Here is a 15,615-nt window from a genome sequence, read left to right on the forward strand (position 1 = left end):
GCCCCACTCCCAAAACTGTCAAACACCTTTTTGCAAAAAAATGACAGAAATGTTGTTACGCAAAATTTTTGCGCGAAACCATATATAGGTTTCACTTTTATGACCTGCAAGGGGCCCAAAACCCGAAAATCGCGGCCGGATCGGATTGCCCTGCGCGATAATGCCGATAAGATGTTCGCGCAAGTTTCTGCCCACCATAGAATCACCCGTGCGAAAAGCGGCAAATAATCCGGATCGAACACCATGCCCCACGACAAAACACCCCCGGCGTCGCGAAATGATTCGCAAATAGTGCCTGCCTACCCCGGTCCATCGAACCCGATTGAGGTGGTCGACATGCATACCGGGGGTGAGCCGCTGCGAATCATTACATCGGGTTACCCCGATATTCCCGGCAAGGACATTCTGGCCAAGCGCCGCTATGCCAAGGACCACCTTGATCATCTGCGGCGCTTTTTGATGTTCGAGCCGCGCGGCCATTATGACATGTATGGCGCGATCCTGGTTGAACCCAGCCTGCCCGATGCCGACCTTGCGGTTCTGTTCATTCATAATGAGGGCTATTCGACCATGTGCGGCCATGCGATTCTGGCCCTTGGTCGCTATGCGATTGATTATGGTCTGGTCAAAGCCGTCGAGCCGGTCACCAAAGTCAATATTGAATGCCCCTGTGGCCTGGTGCGTGCCGAGGTCGACGTCAGTAACGGCAAAACCGGCAAGGTCCGGTTTTCATCTGTGCCATCCTTTATGTTTGCCAATGATGTTTCCTTGCGTCTTCCCGATGGCACGGCCTTTAAAACCGATATCGGATATGGCGGGGCGTTTTATGCCATTCTGGATGCCGGGCAATTTGATATCGCCATCACGCCGGAAAATGTTGGCCGCCTGACCCGACTGGCAGAAGAGATATGCCAAGCAGTGAATAACAGCGTCACGCTGGCCCATCCCGATCATGATGATCTGGCCTTTTTATATGGTGCGATCCTGACCGACGGGCGGGATGCGTTTGAGGCGTCTGCGACACGTAATATATGTGTGTTCGCCAAAAATCAGGTTGATCGCAGTCCAACCGGATCCGGGGTCAGTGCCCGCCTTGCCATTCAACATGCCAAGGGACTGATTGCACCGGGAGATATCCGGGTATTTGAAAGCGTGATCGGATCAAGCTTTGAAGGATCGGTTGAGGCGACAACCAGCTGTGGCCCGCATGAAGCGATCATTGCCTCGGTCAAGGGCAAAGCGCATTACAGCGGCAAGGCCAGCTTCTGGTATGAAGAAGATGATGAGGTCGGGCGCGGGTTTATTGTTGGTTGACCCCGGAGATACGAACCTTCACACAAATAAAAAGGGATGCCAAGAGCATCCCTTTTTTAATCGTCAATTGTTTGAGCCTATTCACGGGCCTTGCGCAGGCATCCCATCAAGCTATCGGCCGAACTTTGGATGTGGTTGGCCAGAAGTTCAACGGCTTCATCAACATTGCCTGCTTTGCAGGCCTCAAAAATCTGATGATGTTCGCGTTCAGCCCGGTCAGTTGCCCCGGAAAGCGCAAGCTGTGCTTGGGTAAAGCGCACAGTGTTGTTGCCGATCATACGCACGATCTCGAGCGTCTTGGGACGATTGGATGCACGATACAGCCGGTCGTGGAATTCGCGGTTAAGTTCCCCCCATTTGGAAACATCGCCAGCGCGGAACGCCTCGTCATAGACCATCAGGATATCTTCGACCGATTTAAGATCGGCCGGGGTCAGGCGCGGGACAGCATGACGCAGAAGATCGCATTCAAGGAGCTTGCGGACTTCAAAAAGTTCCTCGATCTCATCAAGCGAAAGCTGAGAGACAACCGCCCCTTTGTGCGGTTGAAACGAAACGAGGCCCTCGGCGTCCAGCCGTTGCAAGGCTTCACGGACCGGAATACGTGAAACGTTGTATTCACCCGCGATTGCATCCTGTCGCAACTGGTGACCCGCAGGAAAATCGCCTGTCAGAATGCGTGTGCGAAGATCTTCAGTCACCTGATCGGTGATGGTGCGGCGGGTAAATCGCGGTGTTGCGGTCATTTCAGCTCTTTTTTTGGTGTTACACCGACGCTATATGGCATGCCGGTTGTCGGGCATTTTATTGCGCCCCGACAGAATTTGTCAGTTTTGCTATTCATAGCGTCGGGCCACGTAAGTCGCAATACAATTGCATACTGTATAATTCCACACCCTCCGCCGGTATAGGACAAAGGGGGCATGAAGCCCCCTTTTTGCATAACGATGTGATCTTGAACACGCCTGCCCTATTTGACAATGAAGCCATGAGCATAGGGATCACGGTCATCGATGAAGATGGTGTTGTATCCATGCTTGCGCGCCCAGCCTTCAATCCCCGGTACGACGGCATCAAATTCACCGACCTTGGTTTTCTCGACCACCGACACCCGGAACTGCGAGCCGATGATGCTTTCATGGACCACCTCATGCTCGGGATCCCACTGCCCCTTGGCGACCAGTTGGGCGAGCCGGGCCGAGGAGCCAGTTCCACACGGCGAGCGATCAATACCCTTGTCACCATAAAACACCGCATTGCGATGAGTACTTTCAGGTTGGGTCGGCTTGCCAGTCCACTGGATGTGCGACAGCCCCTTGATATCGGGATGAAGTGGATGCACGAATTCGTTCTGTTCGTTCAGACGGCGGCGAAGTTCCGGGCTGATACGCTGCAGGTCACCGGCGGAAAAATCCGCCATATCGCGATAGTTTTCCTGCGGTTCGACAATCGCATAGAAATTGCCGCCGTAGGCAACATCGACCTTGATGGGGCCGATATCCGGGCAATCGACTTCGATATCGGTTTTGTACAGGAATGACGGCACGTTGGTGAGCTTGACCGATTCAACGTAATCACCGACCTGATTATACTCGGCAATGACGAGACCAGCTGGCGTTTCAAGGCGCAGGCGGCCGGGCGTTTTGGGTTTTACCAGCCCTTCCTCGATCGCCATGGTCACAGTCCCGATGGTGCCATGGCCGCACATCGGCAGGCAGCCCGATGTTTCGATAAACAGGACCGCGACGTCATAGTCATCTGATGTCGGATCATAGAGGATCGATCCCGACATGACATCATGACCGCGCGGCTCAAACATCAGCCCGGTTCGGATCCAGTCATAGTCGCGCAAGAAATGTGCGCGCTTTTCGAGCATGGTCGACCCGTCAAGCTTGGGGCCACCGCCAGCAACCAGACGCACCGGGTTACCGCATGTATGACCATCGACACAAAAGAAACTGCTTTTCGTCATGGGTGGGGCCTTAAAAACGATTGATACGATAAGGGGTCATGTCGACCGGTGCTTCGCCACTTGCCATCAGGTCAGCAACAAGACGCCCGGTCGTTGCACCCAAGGTCAGGCCGAGATGGCCGTGACCAAACGCAAAGAATGCATTGGCATGGCGCGGGCTTCTGGAAATAACGGGGGTTGAGTCCGGCATGGACGGACGGAATCCCATCCATTCTGTGCCCCCCTCGGCACTGAGTTTGGGCAGGACTTCTTTGCCCTTGGCAAACAGGGCCTTGGCGCGATCATAGTTGGGGGCCGCCAAAAGACCGCCCAATTCCACTGCACCCCCAACGCGAATGCCCATTTCGAGCGGGCTTAGCACGAAGCTGTCATCGGCACAGACAACCATGCGCGACAGTTTCGCATCGTGATAGGGCACGGTGGTATTATAGCCGCGCTCTGTATCCAGCGGGACCGGTGAACCGAGCCGTTTGGCCAGCGTTTTTGACCACGCACCACAGGCAACAACCACATTATCGAAATTAATCATGTCGCCGGCATCCGTGATCGCAGCGCGTGGCTTGCCATCGCGGAAGACGAAATTGGCGACATCGGCGGTCTGGAACTTGCCGCCACGCTCCAGGAAATGCTTGAAGATGCCCGTGGTGATTTTGAAGGGATCAAGGACATGTCCCCAATCTTCTTCCATCACGCCACAGGCAAAGATTGGTGCCAGATCCGGCTCAATGTCGCGGACTTCATCGCGGGTCAGATCGCGCAGTTTGATGCCGTTGCGCCGGCGCAGATCAATCGCGTATTCAGCGGCCTTGCGTGAGGTATTGCTGCGATAAACCGCCATGGCGCCATGCTTTTTGAAAACGGCATCTGCAAGGCCAGCGTCCTTGATCACCGGATCGTAATCATTCCATGCGCGATTAAGCAAGGTCGCCATATTGGTTGCGATTTGCTCTACCCGGGTTTTGCGGCTTGCTGCCAGAAACCGCAGCAACCACGGCATCATCTTTGGCAAATAGCCCCAACGCACCGAAAGCGGACCCAGCGGATCCATCAACCATCCCGGAACGCTTTTAAGCATGCCGGGCATCGCAACAGGTGCGCATTCGGACACAGCGATACCGCCAGCATTGCCAAAGGATGCCCCCATGCCCGGCTCCCCACGATCCAGGATCGTGACGTCATAGCCCTTGCCAAGCAGGGCCAAGCCGACATTGACACCAACAATACCCGCACCAATCACAACAACCTTTTGACTGGCGGACGTATCAGATGAACTTGTGGCTTTGGCTGGTGTCATTTTGGGGCCTCACGAATTGGTGTATGTGGCGCTTGCTTTTCTAACCCACGGGCAGATCGCAGGAAACTCCCCCGCGACATGCGCGGAGGAGCCTACTGTTTCATCAAATACAGTACCAGTGCAATCATGGTGTTATGCAACGCGCATCATGATTGCAAAGCATCGCCCTTAGAGTGACGGGCGGGTATCGATGGCTTTCTGGATGGTTGCCTTGATGGTTTCAAGTTCTTCACCGACCAGAGGCAAGCGCGGTGCCCGGACGTGGGGTTTGCCAACGCCGGTCATTTCCTGGGCAAGCTTGATGTACTGAACCAGCTTGGCATGGACATCCATGTGCAGAACCGGGGTGAACCAGCGATAGATTTTAAGGGCTTCGGTGTATTTGCCCTCAGACAGCAGCTTCCAGAGCGCGACCGATTCCTTCGGGAAGGCATCGGTGAAGCCGGAAATCCAGCCAACAGCCCCAAGAACCTGGGTTTCCATGACAAGGTCATCCATGCCGCAGAACAGAACAAAACGGTCACCACAGGCATTATAGATATCGGTGATACGGCGCGGATCGCCCGAGCTTTCCTTGATCGCCACAAGGTTTTTGACATCGGCAAGCTGATTGAACTCATCGGGCTTGATATCAATGCGATAGGCGCCCGGATTGTTATAGATCATGATCGGCAGCTTGGTCGCAGCCGCGACAGTGCGGAAATGTTCGATATTCTCGCGCGGATCGGCGGTGTAAACCATGCCGGGCAGAAGCATCAGGCCATCAGCACCGAGTTTTTCGCATTCCTGTACATAGCGAATGGCTGCACGGGTGGAGCTTTCTGCCACACCGGACAGAACCGGAATACGGCCCTTGGTGACTTCTACCGCCAGCTTCAGGACGGCGATTTTTTCTTCAGGATCAAGGGCGGTGTTTTCGCCAACCGATCCCAGCATAACCAAGCCATCGACACCTGCATCAATCAGGGCTTCGATCTGTTCGGCGGTCATATCAAAATCGATCGAACCGTCTTCGTTCATCTGGGTGGCAACGGCGGGGAAAACGCCAGTCCAGTTTACCTGCATGGAAAAGTAACCTCCTGATATGGTGCGGCAAGACTGCCGCAGCTTTACGCTCTGAAAGCCCATGAAATAGCGGGCCGCGTTCAATTGATGTATATTGTATACAAAATATAAAATTTCGATGCAACGGGTTTCTTCACAACAAAAAAAGGGCCCGAAACCGGACCCTTTTTACGACGAGACTTGATATGCAGGTACCAAAGTGCGCTTAAGTTGTTGCCATCACTGATGTCGACAGCCCTGTACCCGACATGTCGTCGCCAGTTACAAAAACCAGAGTTTTGGCGATGATAACGCTATCACAAAGCTCGCGCTCAACGAGCATGCGGGCGGCCTGACCATAGGCCCTTCGCCGCGTGTCATCTTCCATCAATTCTTCGATGGCATTGGCCAGCTGAGTGCCATCACGAAGAGGTACCAGAAGGCCATTCTCACCGTGGCGAACAATTTCGCGGCAACCAGGTACGTCAGTCGCGACCATTGCGAGCCCGCTTGCAGCAGCTTCGAGCAATGATTTTGGCAGGCCTTCACGCCAGGAGGGCAGAACCGCCAAATCAGCATCACGCAATAGTTCCGCCACATCTGATCGTTTACCCATCCATTCAATCAAGCCTTCCGACTGCCATTCGAGAAGGTCTTTTTCATCAGCGCTATCAGGATTGGCAGGGTCGGTATCGCCAACCAGCAAAATGCGGTAATTGCGGTCACGCGATTTAAAGATACGCGCAGCTTCAATGAGCTCACCCAGCCCCTTGGACCAGAGCATACGCGCAACGAAAATCGCCGTTCTGGGCTCGGAATCCTCTCGCGTTGCCTTATCGGTCGGTCTGAAGTTCGAAATATCGACCCCGGAGCCACGGATCAGCATTAACCGCTTTTCCGTGAAACCAAGCGCTTTCATCAAAGCATGATCATCTGCATTCTGCACAATCATTCTGATCGACGGGCAAAACGCATACAAGCGAAGCAACAGCGAAACGATATGGCGCACAATCTTTGCCTTTGCACCATCCGAGACAAACAGAAAGCCAAGTCCGGTGACCATATTGACTGTCCGTTTTGCACCAACCATCAATCCGGCAAAGGACGACAATACGACGCACTGGATCGCGACATTCACAACCACATCCGGGTTCTCGCGCCGAATCAGACAAGCAAGTTCCCTGATCGTATTGAGGGACTCGATCGGGCTTAGACCACCGCGCGCAATCGGAATATTAACGACGCGAAAGCCCTCTTTGCGCAGTTCCTGGGCCGCAGTTCCGGTATTACAGGCGACAACAACGTCATCTCCGCGCACCAATGCTGCGCGCCCCAAACCGATACGATGCGAAACAAACGACCAATCTTCGGTGCAAACAATCATGGTCTTGCGGCGCATGTGCGCGGAGACTTTGGGAAGCATTGCCTCGCGCCGCAAAAATGCCAACGCAAATGTCAGCATCACCACACCGAACCACCATGACGTCCAGAAGGAATAATTGAACAACCCGGCAAACCAGTAAGCTGCCATCATCATCAGCGTCAGACCACTGGCGACAATTCCGTTATGGCGAACATCCTTGAAGCCCGTCAGGCCGATCATGAACACGAGCGGCACGACCACAACCAGCCCTAACACGCCGGTTTCAAGCCAGATCTCCATGAACCAGTTATGTGGATGCCCAGGCAAGACCGATTGCGTGGAACTTCCCGCCAATTCATTCGCTCCGGGAACCCAGGGGGCTGCGTTAATGCCATATCCAATAATTGGATGATCAAAGACATGACTAAACGTGAATTGCCAGATCATTTGCCGATGTACATCAACAAGCCACATCGGAAGATAAGGTTCAAACCCACGCAGATCCGCCATACCACCTGTCACATCGCCGAGCCATGACAACGCCGCAGTTACCAACCCGATGATCGCTATGGCAATGGCAGCTTGCACCAAACGTGATCTGATGAGAAAGGCAGCGCAGAACCCAATCGCTCCACACGCTGCCAAGACGGCCGCGACGTTCGCCCGCCCGTGCGAGATTTCCAGGACAGGAATAATCGCCATCGCGACGGCGAGGGACAAGAACCTCCGTGTCGCCTTGCTATCAATTGCATCGAAAACCAGGATCATTGCGCCAAAGATCAGGAAACTGCCGACAGGCTTCAGACGTCTGGTGATGTCGAAATGAAAATCAGGTTCCAGCATTGCTTTTAACGACAGAACTTCTGGCTGAACGAGAATAGCAACCACGCAATAGGCCACCAGTATCCATGTCGCATAAACACAGGCATCCCAGGCCAATTTCCACTGCGGTTCGATCAAACGCATGAGATACCAGATGCCTGCAAGCATCGCGAAACGCCCCAGCCATGTGCCGAGCGATTTCTCTGGCACCACAGAAAGCAGTGCTGAAATCAGAAAAACGATCAGTGCGGCAAGAACCAATCCACCAATTGGCGTCGCGATATCCCGGCGCATTTTACGCCATGCGTCACCGTGATGGGCAGAGGCAATAGCGCATATCAGCGACAAGCCAAGTCCAATCCCAAGAGCCGTCCGACCGAAGAAAAATAGCGGTGCCGAAATACCAAACAGAATGGCGGCGATGCCAAGCATTGTCTCGCGCCAATGCCGGGTCGGGACGGTCTGTTGCATGATGGATTGTTCCAAATTGAAGTCTGCCACCTTGCTAACCGCGCAGGACTTGCACGTCAATAATCATCGACAATAACGCGTCGACTGATCGCAGCTACATATGGTTTAATCATACCTCACCTTTTCAACCCATCAAACATCGAGCGCCATGATGACGGAAATGAAGTCCCTGCTGCGCTTTCCAGGTCAGCGCAAGCTTGCGCTGACAAACTGCCCCATTCCTCTGCCGGGTAAGAACACACTTCTGGTTCAAACCTGCTACTCGTTGATCAGCCCGGGAACCGAGTTCACGCAAGCAGGTGAAACACGTGCGAGCCTGCTGCAGAAAGCATGGCAGCGCCCGGATCTTGTCGCGCTTACCATTAATCAACTGAAATCAGAGGGTTTGCAGAGTACCCTACGACGCGTTGACAATCGTCTTGGCCGCCCGATGCATATGGGGTACTGCGCTGTCGGGCGGGTTGAAGCCACCGGGGATAATGTTTCGGGCTTTGTGCCGGGACAGCGTGTTGTCATGGCAGGAATGGGACAGGCCAATCACGCTGAATGGAACCGGGTTTCCGTAAACCTTGCCTGCCCGATACCCGATGCCGTCGCCGATCGAAACGCAGCCTTTGCCCCCCTTTACGCCTTGGCCCTGCATGCCCTTAGACAAGGGGAGACATCAGTTGGCGATAACATTGCGATCATCGGAGCAGGATTAATTGGCCAACTTGTTGCCCAAACGGCTGGTACCGCTGGCGCTTTGGTTACCGTAATTGAGCCCAATCCCACACGTCGCGCCCTTGCGATCCGCAACGAACAAATTCGATGCTATGCCGCGGCAAATGACGCCCCGGAGGGTAACTTTGACGCTGTTTATATCTGCGCCGCCGGCAAAGCGGATCATCACCTGATTGATGACGCGGCCCGCCTGTGTCGCGACCGGGGAATGATCGTTTGTATTGGCAATGTCGAACCGACCGGCAAACGCAAAGCACTATACGAAAAGGAAATTACCATTCGTCAGGTCCGGTCCTACGGGCCCGGGCGATATGATCCCAACTATGAAGAACGGGGTGAAGATTATCCCCTGGGCTATGTGCGATGGACGATCAAGCGCAACATGCAGGCAGCCCTTGATCTAATGGCGGACAAGCGTCTTGATCCGAGCCCGTTGATCACATCCGAGATTGATTTTGAGAATATCGTGGACCATTTCGCCATGGGCCCTGATCCCGCGCAACTGGCGACAATCGTGCGATACAGACCGTTCGAAAACACAAAGGCAGCGCCCCTTGCACCCTCAGGGCAACAATCAGAGCCCGTCAAAGGCCACGTCCGGACCGGACTGATCGGGGTGGGCAACTATTCGGGTGGTAGCTTATTGCCCTTGTTACAAAGGCATCCAGATGTTGAGGTCATCGCCTGCTGCTCACAAAGCGGGTTGGCTGCTATTGCGCTATCAAAGAAAATTGATGGGCTGCGCACATACAGTGGTGCCGACGCATTACTTGCAGAGGATGAAGTCAACAGCGTTATCATTACCACGCGCCATGACAGCCATGCCGGACTGGCCGCCAAGGCAATCACCGCCGGCAAGCATGTTTGGCTGGAAAAGCCGGTAGCGGTTGATCAAGCAGGCCTTGAGGTGCTGCGCGAAGCGGCTGGTGCTTTGCAGCGGCGCATCTTTATGGTTGGGCATAATCGGCGTTATGCGCCGATGACCAAGCAACTGCGTGCAGCATTGCCCGCAGGCGTGAAACAGTTCCGCTATCGCGTTCGGATCAGGCCCCTTCCCGCCGACCATTGGCTACATCATTCCGATCAAGGCGGGCGTACGATTGGCGAGATCAGCCATTTTATTGATTTGATCAAGAGTCTGGTCGATCGCGAACTGATTGAGCTCACCTGCCGATGGATAGATCGCATGGCTGGTGACAGTATATGGCAGTTACGCTTTGCAGATGGATCGGTTGGCGAGGTCAGCTATCTGCAAGGTAACCGCAATGATCCCAAGGAAGTCCTTGAAATAGATGCACCGCATTTCACAGCCACGCTTGGCAATTGGAAGAGACTAACGATCAATGGAAAGACCATTCTGCGCAACTGGCTGGGGCAGGATAAGGGCCAATCTGCGGCAATCGATACATTCGCCCGTGCGATTACGAGCGGCGAACGCCCCGACCTGATGCCAAGCATCGAAGAGGAAATCGACTTGATGGCGCGCATTCTTGCCGCAGCCAACACCCCATCGGATTAATGGGGACCGGCATACAAAATCAAAAGCGGCAACGTCAGGATGCTAATGATTGTGGTCAGCAGGATCGTGGTTGAAGATCGATCAATGCAGACATTATAGCTGCCCGCGACAATCGCAACGTTCGCGCCACTCGGGAGGGCGGCGACGAGTGTAACGATCATCAGCCAAAGCGGCGGCAGATCGAAAATGAAATGCCCGACCGAGAAAACCAGAAGCGGCTGAACAAACATCTTGGCACAGGTGCAAAGCAAGCTGGCACTAAGATTGCCGCGCACCGACTGCCCGTAAAGCCCGGCCCCAACAAGCAAAAGCGCTATGGTCGGGCCCGCTGTACGGAACCGTTCAAGCGTGCCATCGACCATTTCCGGCATGCGGATTTCAAATAACGATGCCAGAACGCCAAGCACAATCGCCGCGATGATCGGATTTCTGGCCACACGCACGATGCTGCGAAATACGTTGGACAGCCAATGACCATCGCCACCGCGGCTGCCCTCAACAATCATGATCGTCATGCCCATCAGGGTCACCGGATGGATCGACAGCACGATCAAAAGCGGCACCAGGCCTTCTTCGCCGTAAACCGCCTGTACCAGAGGAATGCCGAGAAGAACGATGTTGGAAAAGACGCCGCCCATCGCGGTGACGGCCGCTTCATCGGTTTTGGCACTCAGCCAAAGCTTGGTGATTATAAACACCAGCGCAAAGTTCAACAGCACGCCGGAATAATAACTGCCCCACAGGCGCAGATCGAAATGCGCACTGATGTCGGATTGCGACAGGGTCTGAAACAACATCGCCGGGATAAAGGCGTTCATGGCAATTTTCGCCAGGAACGGAATGCCTTCGCGCTTGATAACCTTGATATGGGTTAGCAAAAAACCGCACAGGATCGTCAAAAAGACAGGTCCAACTTTTCCGACGATCAGATCAAGCATGGTTCCCCCAATGCACCAATGGGCAAGGACGCAAGGCACTGCGCAACAGATCGGGAAAACCGCGTCGATCACGCAAAAAGAAAGGACAGCATCGTTGACGCTGTCTGCAGGGTCAGGACCTTCCAATTTGGTTTGAATGGTCGCTCAGATTTGTGCGGATACGCGAAGCAAGACCGCAGGAAGATATTTATCTTTCAAGGCCTTGCGACAACGAAGCCCGTGCAAATCTGAGTGATCCGAAGGACAGAGCTTATATTTGCAAACTCCTGCGTCAAATCCCTTAAGCGGGGTACCAACCCGCTTGGCAGAATTTTCCTTGGATTTCACAAATATAAGCTCTGCCATTCCAATCAAATTGGAAGGTCCTGACCCTAAATAATACAAATCATTTCGCGGACTTACCAGCCCCGCACCGAAAATCCATCGGCAAGGCTGCCATGCGTATCAGTCACTTGGGTCAGTCAGATGGGGAAGTCTGGACCCTTTTGACTGCATCTTTCCAGCCATCAAGCAGGCCCTGGCGACGGCCCGGTTCGATATTGGGCTCAAAGCTGGCATCAAGGTGCCAGTTCTCTGCAATATGATCGAGATCGCGGTAAATACCGGCCTGCAATCCGGCAAGGTATGCGGCCCCAAGTGCCGTGGTTTCGGTGACTTCGGGGCGTTCGACGGAAATGCTCAAAACGTCAGAGAGCATCTGGCACATCCAGTCATTGGCAACCATGCCACCGTCAACGCGCACCGCCTTGGGCGACACGCCATCAGCTGCCATCGCTTCGAACAGATCAAAGGTCTGATAACAAACACTTTCAAGGGCGGCGCGGACAAATTCGCGCGGGCCAGTATCACGGGTCAGACCAAAAATCGCCCCACGTGCATCCGGGTCCCAATATGGCGCACCAAGCCCGGTAAAGGCCGGCACCAGATAAACACCATGATTGTCATCAAGGGATTTGGCTAATCCTTCGGTTTCGGCGGCGGACTTGATAATACCAAGCCCGTCACGCAGCCATTGAACCGCCGCCCCGGCAACAAAGATCGCACCTTCGATGGCGTAACTTGTTTTGCCATTGATGCGATATCCCACCGTAGTCAGAAGTCGGTGCTGGGATGTTACCGCCTCATCACCGGTATTCAGGATAACAAAGCAGCCTGTGCCATAGGTACTTTTGATATCGCCGGGCTCAAAGCAGCACTGACCGAATGCAGCCGCCTGCTGATCGCCCGCCATCCCCATCACCGGGATTTCCGCACCAAACAGATCGGCATCGGTCACCCCGAAATCAGCCGCACAGTCCTTGACGTCCGGCAGCATATTGCGCGGGACGCGGAAGATTTTGCAAAGCTCATCATCCCAGGCATTGTCACGAATGTTGAAAAGGTTGGTGCGCGCCGCATTCGTCGCATCGGTTGCATGCGATTTTCCACCGGTCAGACGCCACAAAAGGAAACTGTCGACTGTGCCAAATGCCAGATCCCCCTGATCAGCACGCGCACGTGCGCCAGACACATGATCAAGGATCCATGCAACCTTGGTTGCCGAGAAATAGGGATCAATCAAAAGGCCCGACTTTGCGTTGACCGCCTCTTCGAGCTTGGGATCACCCTTTTTGAGGTCATGACACAGTGCGGCGGTTCGGCGGTCCTGCCAAACAATGGCATTATAAATCGCCTTGCCGGTCTTGCGATCCCAGACAACGGTGGTTTCGCGCTGGTTGGTGATGCCGATTGCCGCGACCTTGGTGATATCAACACGCGCCAGTGCCTCCTTGCAGACAGCAACGACGGTATCCCAAAGGTCTTCCGGGTCATGTTCGACCCAGCCACTGTTGGGGAAGTGCTGCGGGAATTCCTGCTGAGCAACAGAGACAGAGCGACCATTTTCATCAAAGACGATCGCACGTGAGCTTGTCGTTCCCTGATCAATGGCAAGGATATAGCGCGTTTCTGACATGTTTGTTTTCCTCCCGAGCCGGCAGTTTCCTGCGATCCGACCCTGCATGCATTGATGCGTTGCGGCCCGTCCACATGACGGCACCATTGGTTTTATCGCTCTATTTAGAAAAAAATCGCGGCAAAAAACAATTCGTTTTCGAAAATTTTTCTGCGTTGTCCGCTCAATCCCCTGTTTTACAACGGAAAAAACAATCGGAGTTTGGCAATCCCAAAGACGGCAGAATTGACCGCATGGATTGCGGCACGTCTATTGCAACGAAAACGGGAGAATGAGTTTTAACCGGCATCTTTTTCCCCATGGAGGGCTTTATGGGTTTGTATGATACGTTGGCTGCCGTCACCAACACGGCGCATAACGCCAAGCATGCTGCCAGTTTCGGCCAGACGATTGCGTCAAACAGCCGCCCGGTTCCCGAAGAAGAGAAGGAAGAAAATGCCGAGTTGGCCTATATCCGCGAGCACGGCTTCACGACCTATGTGAAGGAAATCGAGGAACGCAAGATCGAAGAGATGCGCGCCAAGATCCTAAAAAGCATGGGTCTTGATGAAGAAACCTTGGCGGAAATGGATGCTGAAGACCGTCAGGCCATCGAAAAAGCCATCGCCGATGCCATCGAACAACGTCTGAATGGCAACACACTTGCCCAAGCAGAGCTTGGAAAATCTGCCAATGATGATGAAACGGCCGATGAACGCCGGGATCGCCTGCAGGCAAAGATCGCCTTTAATCCGAACATGTTTGACGTTTTCACCGAACTTCAGTCCGAACTGCCGAGCGGCTCCTCACAGTCAATCACCGGCAATACCGATGAGAACGATCAGGCATCCGGTGCGCGCAAAAAAGGCCTGTTTGAAGCCTGATACCGGACTTCCCCACACCGGACTTCCCCACATTGAATGCAAAAAAGGGCGCTGCAGATGGCAGCGCCCTTTTCGTTTCCGTACAGTGGCCGTGTGACTTATTCGTCAACACCACCAATGCAGACATATTTGACTTCGAGATAATCCTCGACACCGTATTTGGAACCTTCGCGGCCAACACCGGACTGTTTGAAGCCGCCGAACGGTGCTACCTCGGTCGCCATGACACCAACATTGACGCCGACCAGACCGCTTTCAAGGCCCTCTGCCAGCTTCCAGATGCGCGAGATGTCACGCGAATAGAAGTAAGACGCCAGACCGAATTCGGAATCATTGGCCATTTCCAGGACTTCTTCATCCGTCTTGAAACGGATCAGCGGAGCCATCGGTCCAAAGGTCTCTTCGCGGAAGACCAGCATGTCACGGTTGGCATCGGCAATCACGGTCGGCTGGAAGAACGAACCGCCCTTTTCATGACGTTTGCCACCCGTGAGGATACGGCCACCTTTCGAAACCGCATCTTCAATCTGGTTTTCAACCTTCTCAACCGCCTTTTCGGTAATCAGCGGGCCGATGATAACGCCATCATCGACACCATTACCGACCGGCATTTCAGCGACCTTGGCTGCGTATTTTTCAGCGAATTCGTCATAGACCGCGTCATGAACAAACAGACGGTTGGCACAAACACAGGTCTGACCGGCATTACGGTATTTGGATGCAATCGCGCCTTCGACGGCGGCATCAATATCGGCATCCTCGCAGACGATGAACGGGGCGTTACCGCCAAGCTCAAGGCTGATTTTCTTGACCGTATCGGCACACTGGCGCATCAGCAAACGCCCGACCGGGGTAGAGCCGGTAAAGGTCAGCTTGCGGACCTTGGCGTTTTCGGTCATCTCCGCACCAATTTCCTTGGCATCACCGGTAACAATCGAAAGCAGACCTTTCGGCAGGCCGGCACGTTCAGCCAGGATCGCCATGGCAAGGGCCGAATACGGCGTTTCCATTGCCGGTTTAACCACCATCGAACAGCCCACAGCCAGTGCCGGGGCAGCTTTACGGGTGATCATTGCCGTCGGGAAGTTCCATGGCGTGATCGCGGCACAAACACCGACCGGTTCTTTCAGAACCATGACACGGCGGCCTTCGGCATAGGTCGGGATCACATCACCATAGATGCGCTTGCCTTCTTCGGCGAACCACTGCAGGAAGCTGGATGCATAGGCGATTTCGCCCTTGGCTTCGGGCAACGGCTTGCCTTGCTCGGCAGTCATGATTGCCGCCAGGTCATCCTGATTTTCCATCATCAGGTCGTACCATTTCATCAGAATGGCA

At 54.1% G+C, this 15,615-nt stretch carries 13 protein-coding genes; 5 read left to right on the top strand and 8 right to left on the bottom strand.

All coding sequences use genetic code 11. The annotated features are described in order from the left end of the window. Together B2R48_RS05530 and B2R48_RS05535 are read left to right on the top strand one after the other, a co-directional pair. Positions 1-228 (top strand): hypothetical protein (locus B2R48_RS05530; RefSeq protein WP_296998631.1); only part of this gene is annotated, 228 nt, incomplete at its 5' end. A 63-nt stretch (positions 229-291) separates the two neighbouring features. Further along, positions 292-1,314 carry a proline racemase family protein gene (locus B2R48_RS05535; RefSeq protein ID WP_296998633.1) on the top strand — a complete coding sequence of 341 codons (1,023 nt, stop codon included), beginning with the start codon at positions 292-294 and terminating at the stop codon, positions 1,312-1,314. Between the two features lie 77 nt (positions 1,315-1,391). Here the strand turns inward: B2R48_RS05535 and B2R48_RS05540 are convergent, their stop codons facing one another. From B2R48_RS05540 to B2R48_RS05560, 5 genes are all read right to left on the bottom strand, one after another. Continuing rightward, positions 1,392-2,060, bottom strand: coding sequence for a GntR family transcriptional regulator (locus B2R48_RS05540; protein ID WP_213474823.1), 669 nt, complete (start codon positions 2,058-2,060; stop codon positions 1,392-1,394). Between the two features lie 224 nt (positions 2,061-2,284). Continuing rightward, a complete protein-coding gene (locus B2R48_RS05545; protein ID WP_296998635.1) occupies positions 2,285-3,286 on the bottom strand; it encodes a 4-hydroxyproline epimerase in 1,002 nt (333 codons plus the stop codon). Positions 3,287-3,296: 10 nt separating this feature from the next. Then, positions 3,297-4,580 carry an NAD(P)/FAD-dependent oxidoreductase gene (locus tag B2R48_RS05550; protein WP_296998637.1) on the bottom strand — a complete coding sequence of 428 codons (1,284 nt, stop codon included), beginning with the start codon at positions 4,578-4,580 and terminating at the stop codon, positions 3,297-3,299. 168 nt (positions 4,581-4,748) lie between these two features. Then, entirely contained in the window at positions 4,749-5,645 is an 897-nt protein-coding gene (locus tag B2R48_RS05555) for a dihydrodipicolinate synthase family protein (RefSeq protein ID WP_062955441.1), read from the bottom strand. A 205-nt stretch (positions 5,646-5,850) separates the two neighbouring features. Beyond that, positions 5,851-8,280, bottom strand: a complete 2,430-nt coding sequence (locus B2R48_RS05560; protein ID WP_296998640.1) for a glycosyltransferase — start codon at positions 8,278-8,280, stop codon at positions 5,851-5,853. Between the two features lie 160 nt (positions 8,281-8,440). On the opposite strand from B2R48_RS05560, the gene B2R48_RS05565 reads away from it, so the two are divergent. Continuing rightward, positions 8,441-10,522, top strand: coding sequence for a bi-domain-containing oxidoreductase (locus B2R48_RS05565; protein ID WP_296998642.1), 2,082 nt, complete (start codon positions 8,441-8,443; stop codon positions 10,520-10,522). On the opposite strand, the gene B2R48_RS05570 is transcribed toward B2R48_RS05565, so the two are convergent. Continuing rightward, positions 10,519-11,460, bottom strand: coding sequence for an AEC family transporter (locus B2R48_RS05570; protein WP_296998644.1), 942 nt, complete (start codon positions 11,458-11,460; stop codon positions 10,519-10,521). The genes B2R48_RS05565 and B2R48_RS05570 overlap by 4 nt on opposite strands. Positions 11,461-11,917: 457 nt before the next feature. Next, complete coding sequence (glpK, locus tag B2R48_RS05575) at positions 11,918-13,414, bottom strand: glycerol kinase GlpK (protein ID WP_296998646.1); 1,497 nt, start codon at positions 13,412-13,414, stop codon at positions 11,918-11,920. 74 nt (positions 13,415-13,488) lie between these two features. On the opposite strand from glpK, the gene B2R48_RS05580 reads away from it, so the two are divergent. Together B2R48_RS05580 and B2R48_RS05585 are read left to right on the top strand one after the other, a co-directional pair. Next, positions 13,489-13,689 carry a hypothetical protein gene (locus B2R48_RS05580; RefSeq protein ID WP_296998648.1) on the top strand — a complete coding sequence of 67 codons (201 nt, stop codon included), beginning with the start codon at positions 13,489-13,491 and terminating at the stop codon, positions 13,687-13,689. A gap of 36 nt (positions 13,690-13,725) precedes the next feature. Continuing rightward, positions 13,726-14,277 (top strand): hypothetical protein, encoded by a 552-nt coding sequence (locus B2R48_RS05585; RefSeq protein WP_062955449.1) that lies wholly within the window; start codon positions 13,726-13,728, stop codon positions 14,275-14,277. Positions 14,278-14,375: 98 nt separating this feature from the next. Here B2R48_RS05585 and B2R48_RS05590 read toward each other — a convergent pair. After that, positions 14,376-15,615, bottom strand: a 1,240-nt coding sequence (locus B2R48_RS05590; RefSeq protein WP_296998650.1) for an NAD-dependent succinate-semialdehyde dehydrogenase, incomplete at its 5' end; no start/stop codon positions are given.

Source organism: Thalassospira sp. UBA848 (assembly GCF_002295455.1).
Taxonomy (GTDB): Bacteria; Pseudomonadota; Alphaproteobacteria; order Rhodospirillales; family Thalassospiraceae; genus Thalassospira.

Bases quoted from the DNA above. Each gene is read 5' to 3' on its own strand.
- B2R48_RS05540 (WP_213474823.1), bottom strand. From the start codon at position 2,060: ATGACCGCAACACCGCGATTTACCCGCCGCACCATCACCGATCAGGTG.
- B2R48_RS05545 (WP_296998635.1), bottom strand. From the start codon at position 3,286: ATGACGAAAAGCAGTTTCTTTTGTGTCGATGGTCATACATGCGGTAAC.
- B2R48_RS05550 (WP_296998637.1), bottom strand. From the start codon at position 4,580: ATGACACCAGCCAAAGCCACAAGTTCATCTGATACGTCCGCCAGTCAA.
- B2R48_RS05555 (WP_062955441.1), bottom strand. From the start codon at position 5,645: ATGCAGGTAAACTGGACTGGCGTTTTCCCCGCCGTTGCCACCCAGATG.
- B2R48_RS05560 (WP_296998640.1), bottom strand. From the start codon at position 8,280: ATGCAACAGACCGTCCCGACCCGGCATTGGCGCGAGACAATGCTTGGC.
- B2R48_RS05565 (WP_296998642.1), top strand. From the start codon at position 8,441: ATGAAGTCCCTGCTGCGCTTTCCAGGTCAGCGCAAGCTTGCGCTGACA.
- B2R48_RS05570 (WP_296998644.1), bottom strand. From the start codon at position 11,460: ATGCTTGATCTGATCGTCGGAAAAGTTGGACCTGTCTTTTTGACGATC.
- glpK (WP_296998646.1), bottom strand. From the start codon at position 13,414: ATGTCAGAAACGCGCTATATCCTTGCCATTGATCAGGGAACGACAAGC.
- B2R48_RS05580 (WP_296998648.1), top strand. From the start codon at position 13,489: ATGACGGCACCATTGGTTTTATCGCTCTATTTAGAAAAAAATCGCGGC.
- B2R48_RS05585 (WP_062955449.1), top strand. From the start codon at position 13,726: ATGGGTTTGTATGATACGTTGGCTGCCGTCACCAACACGGCGCATAAC.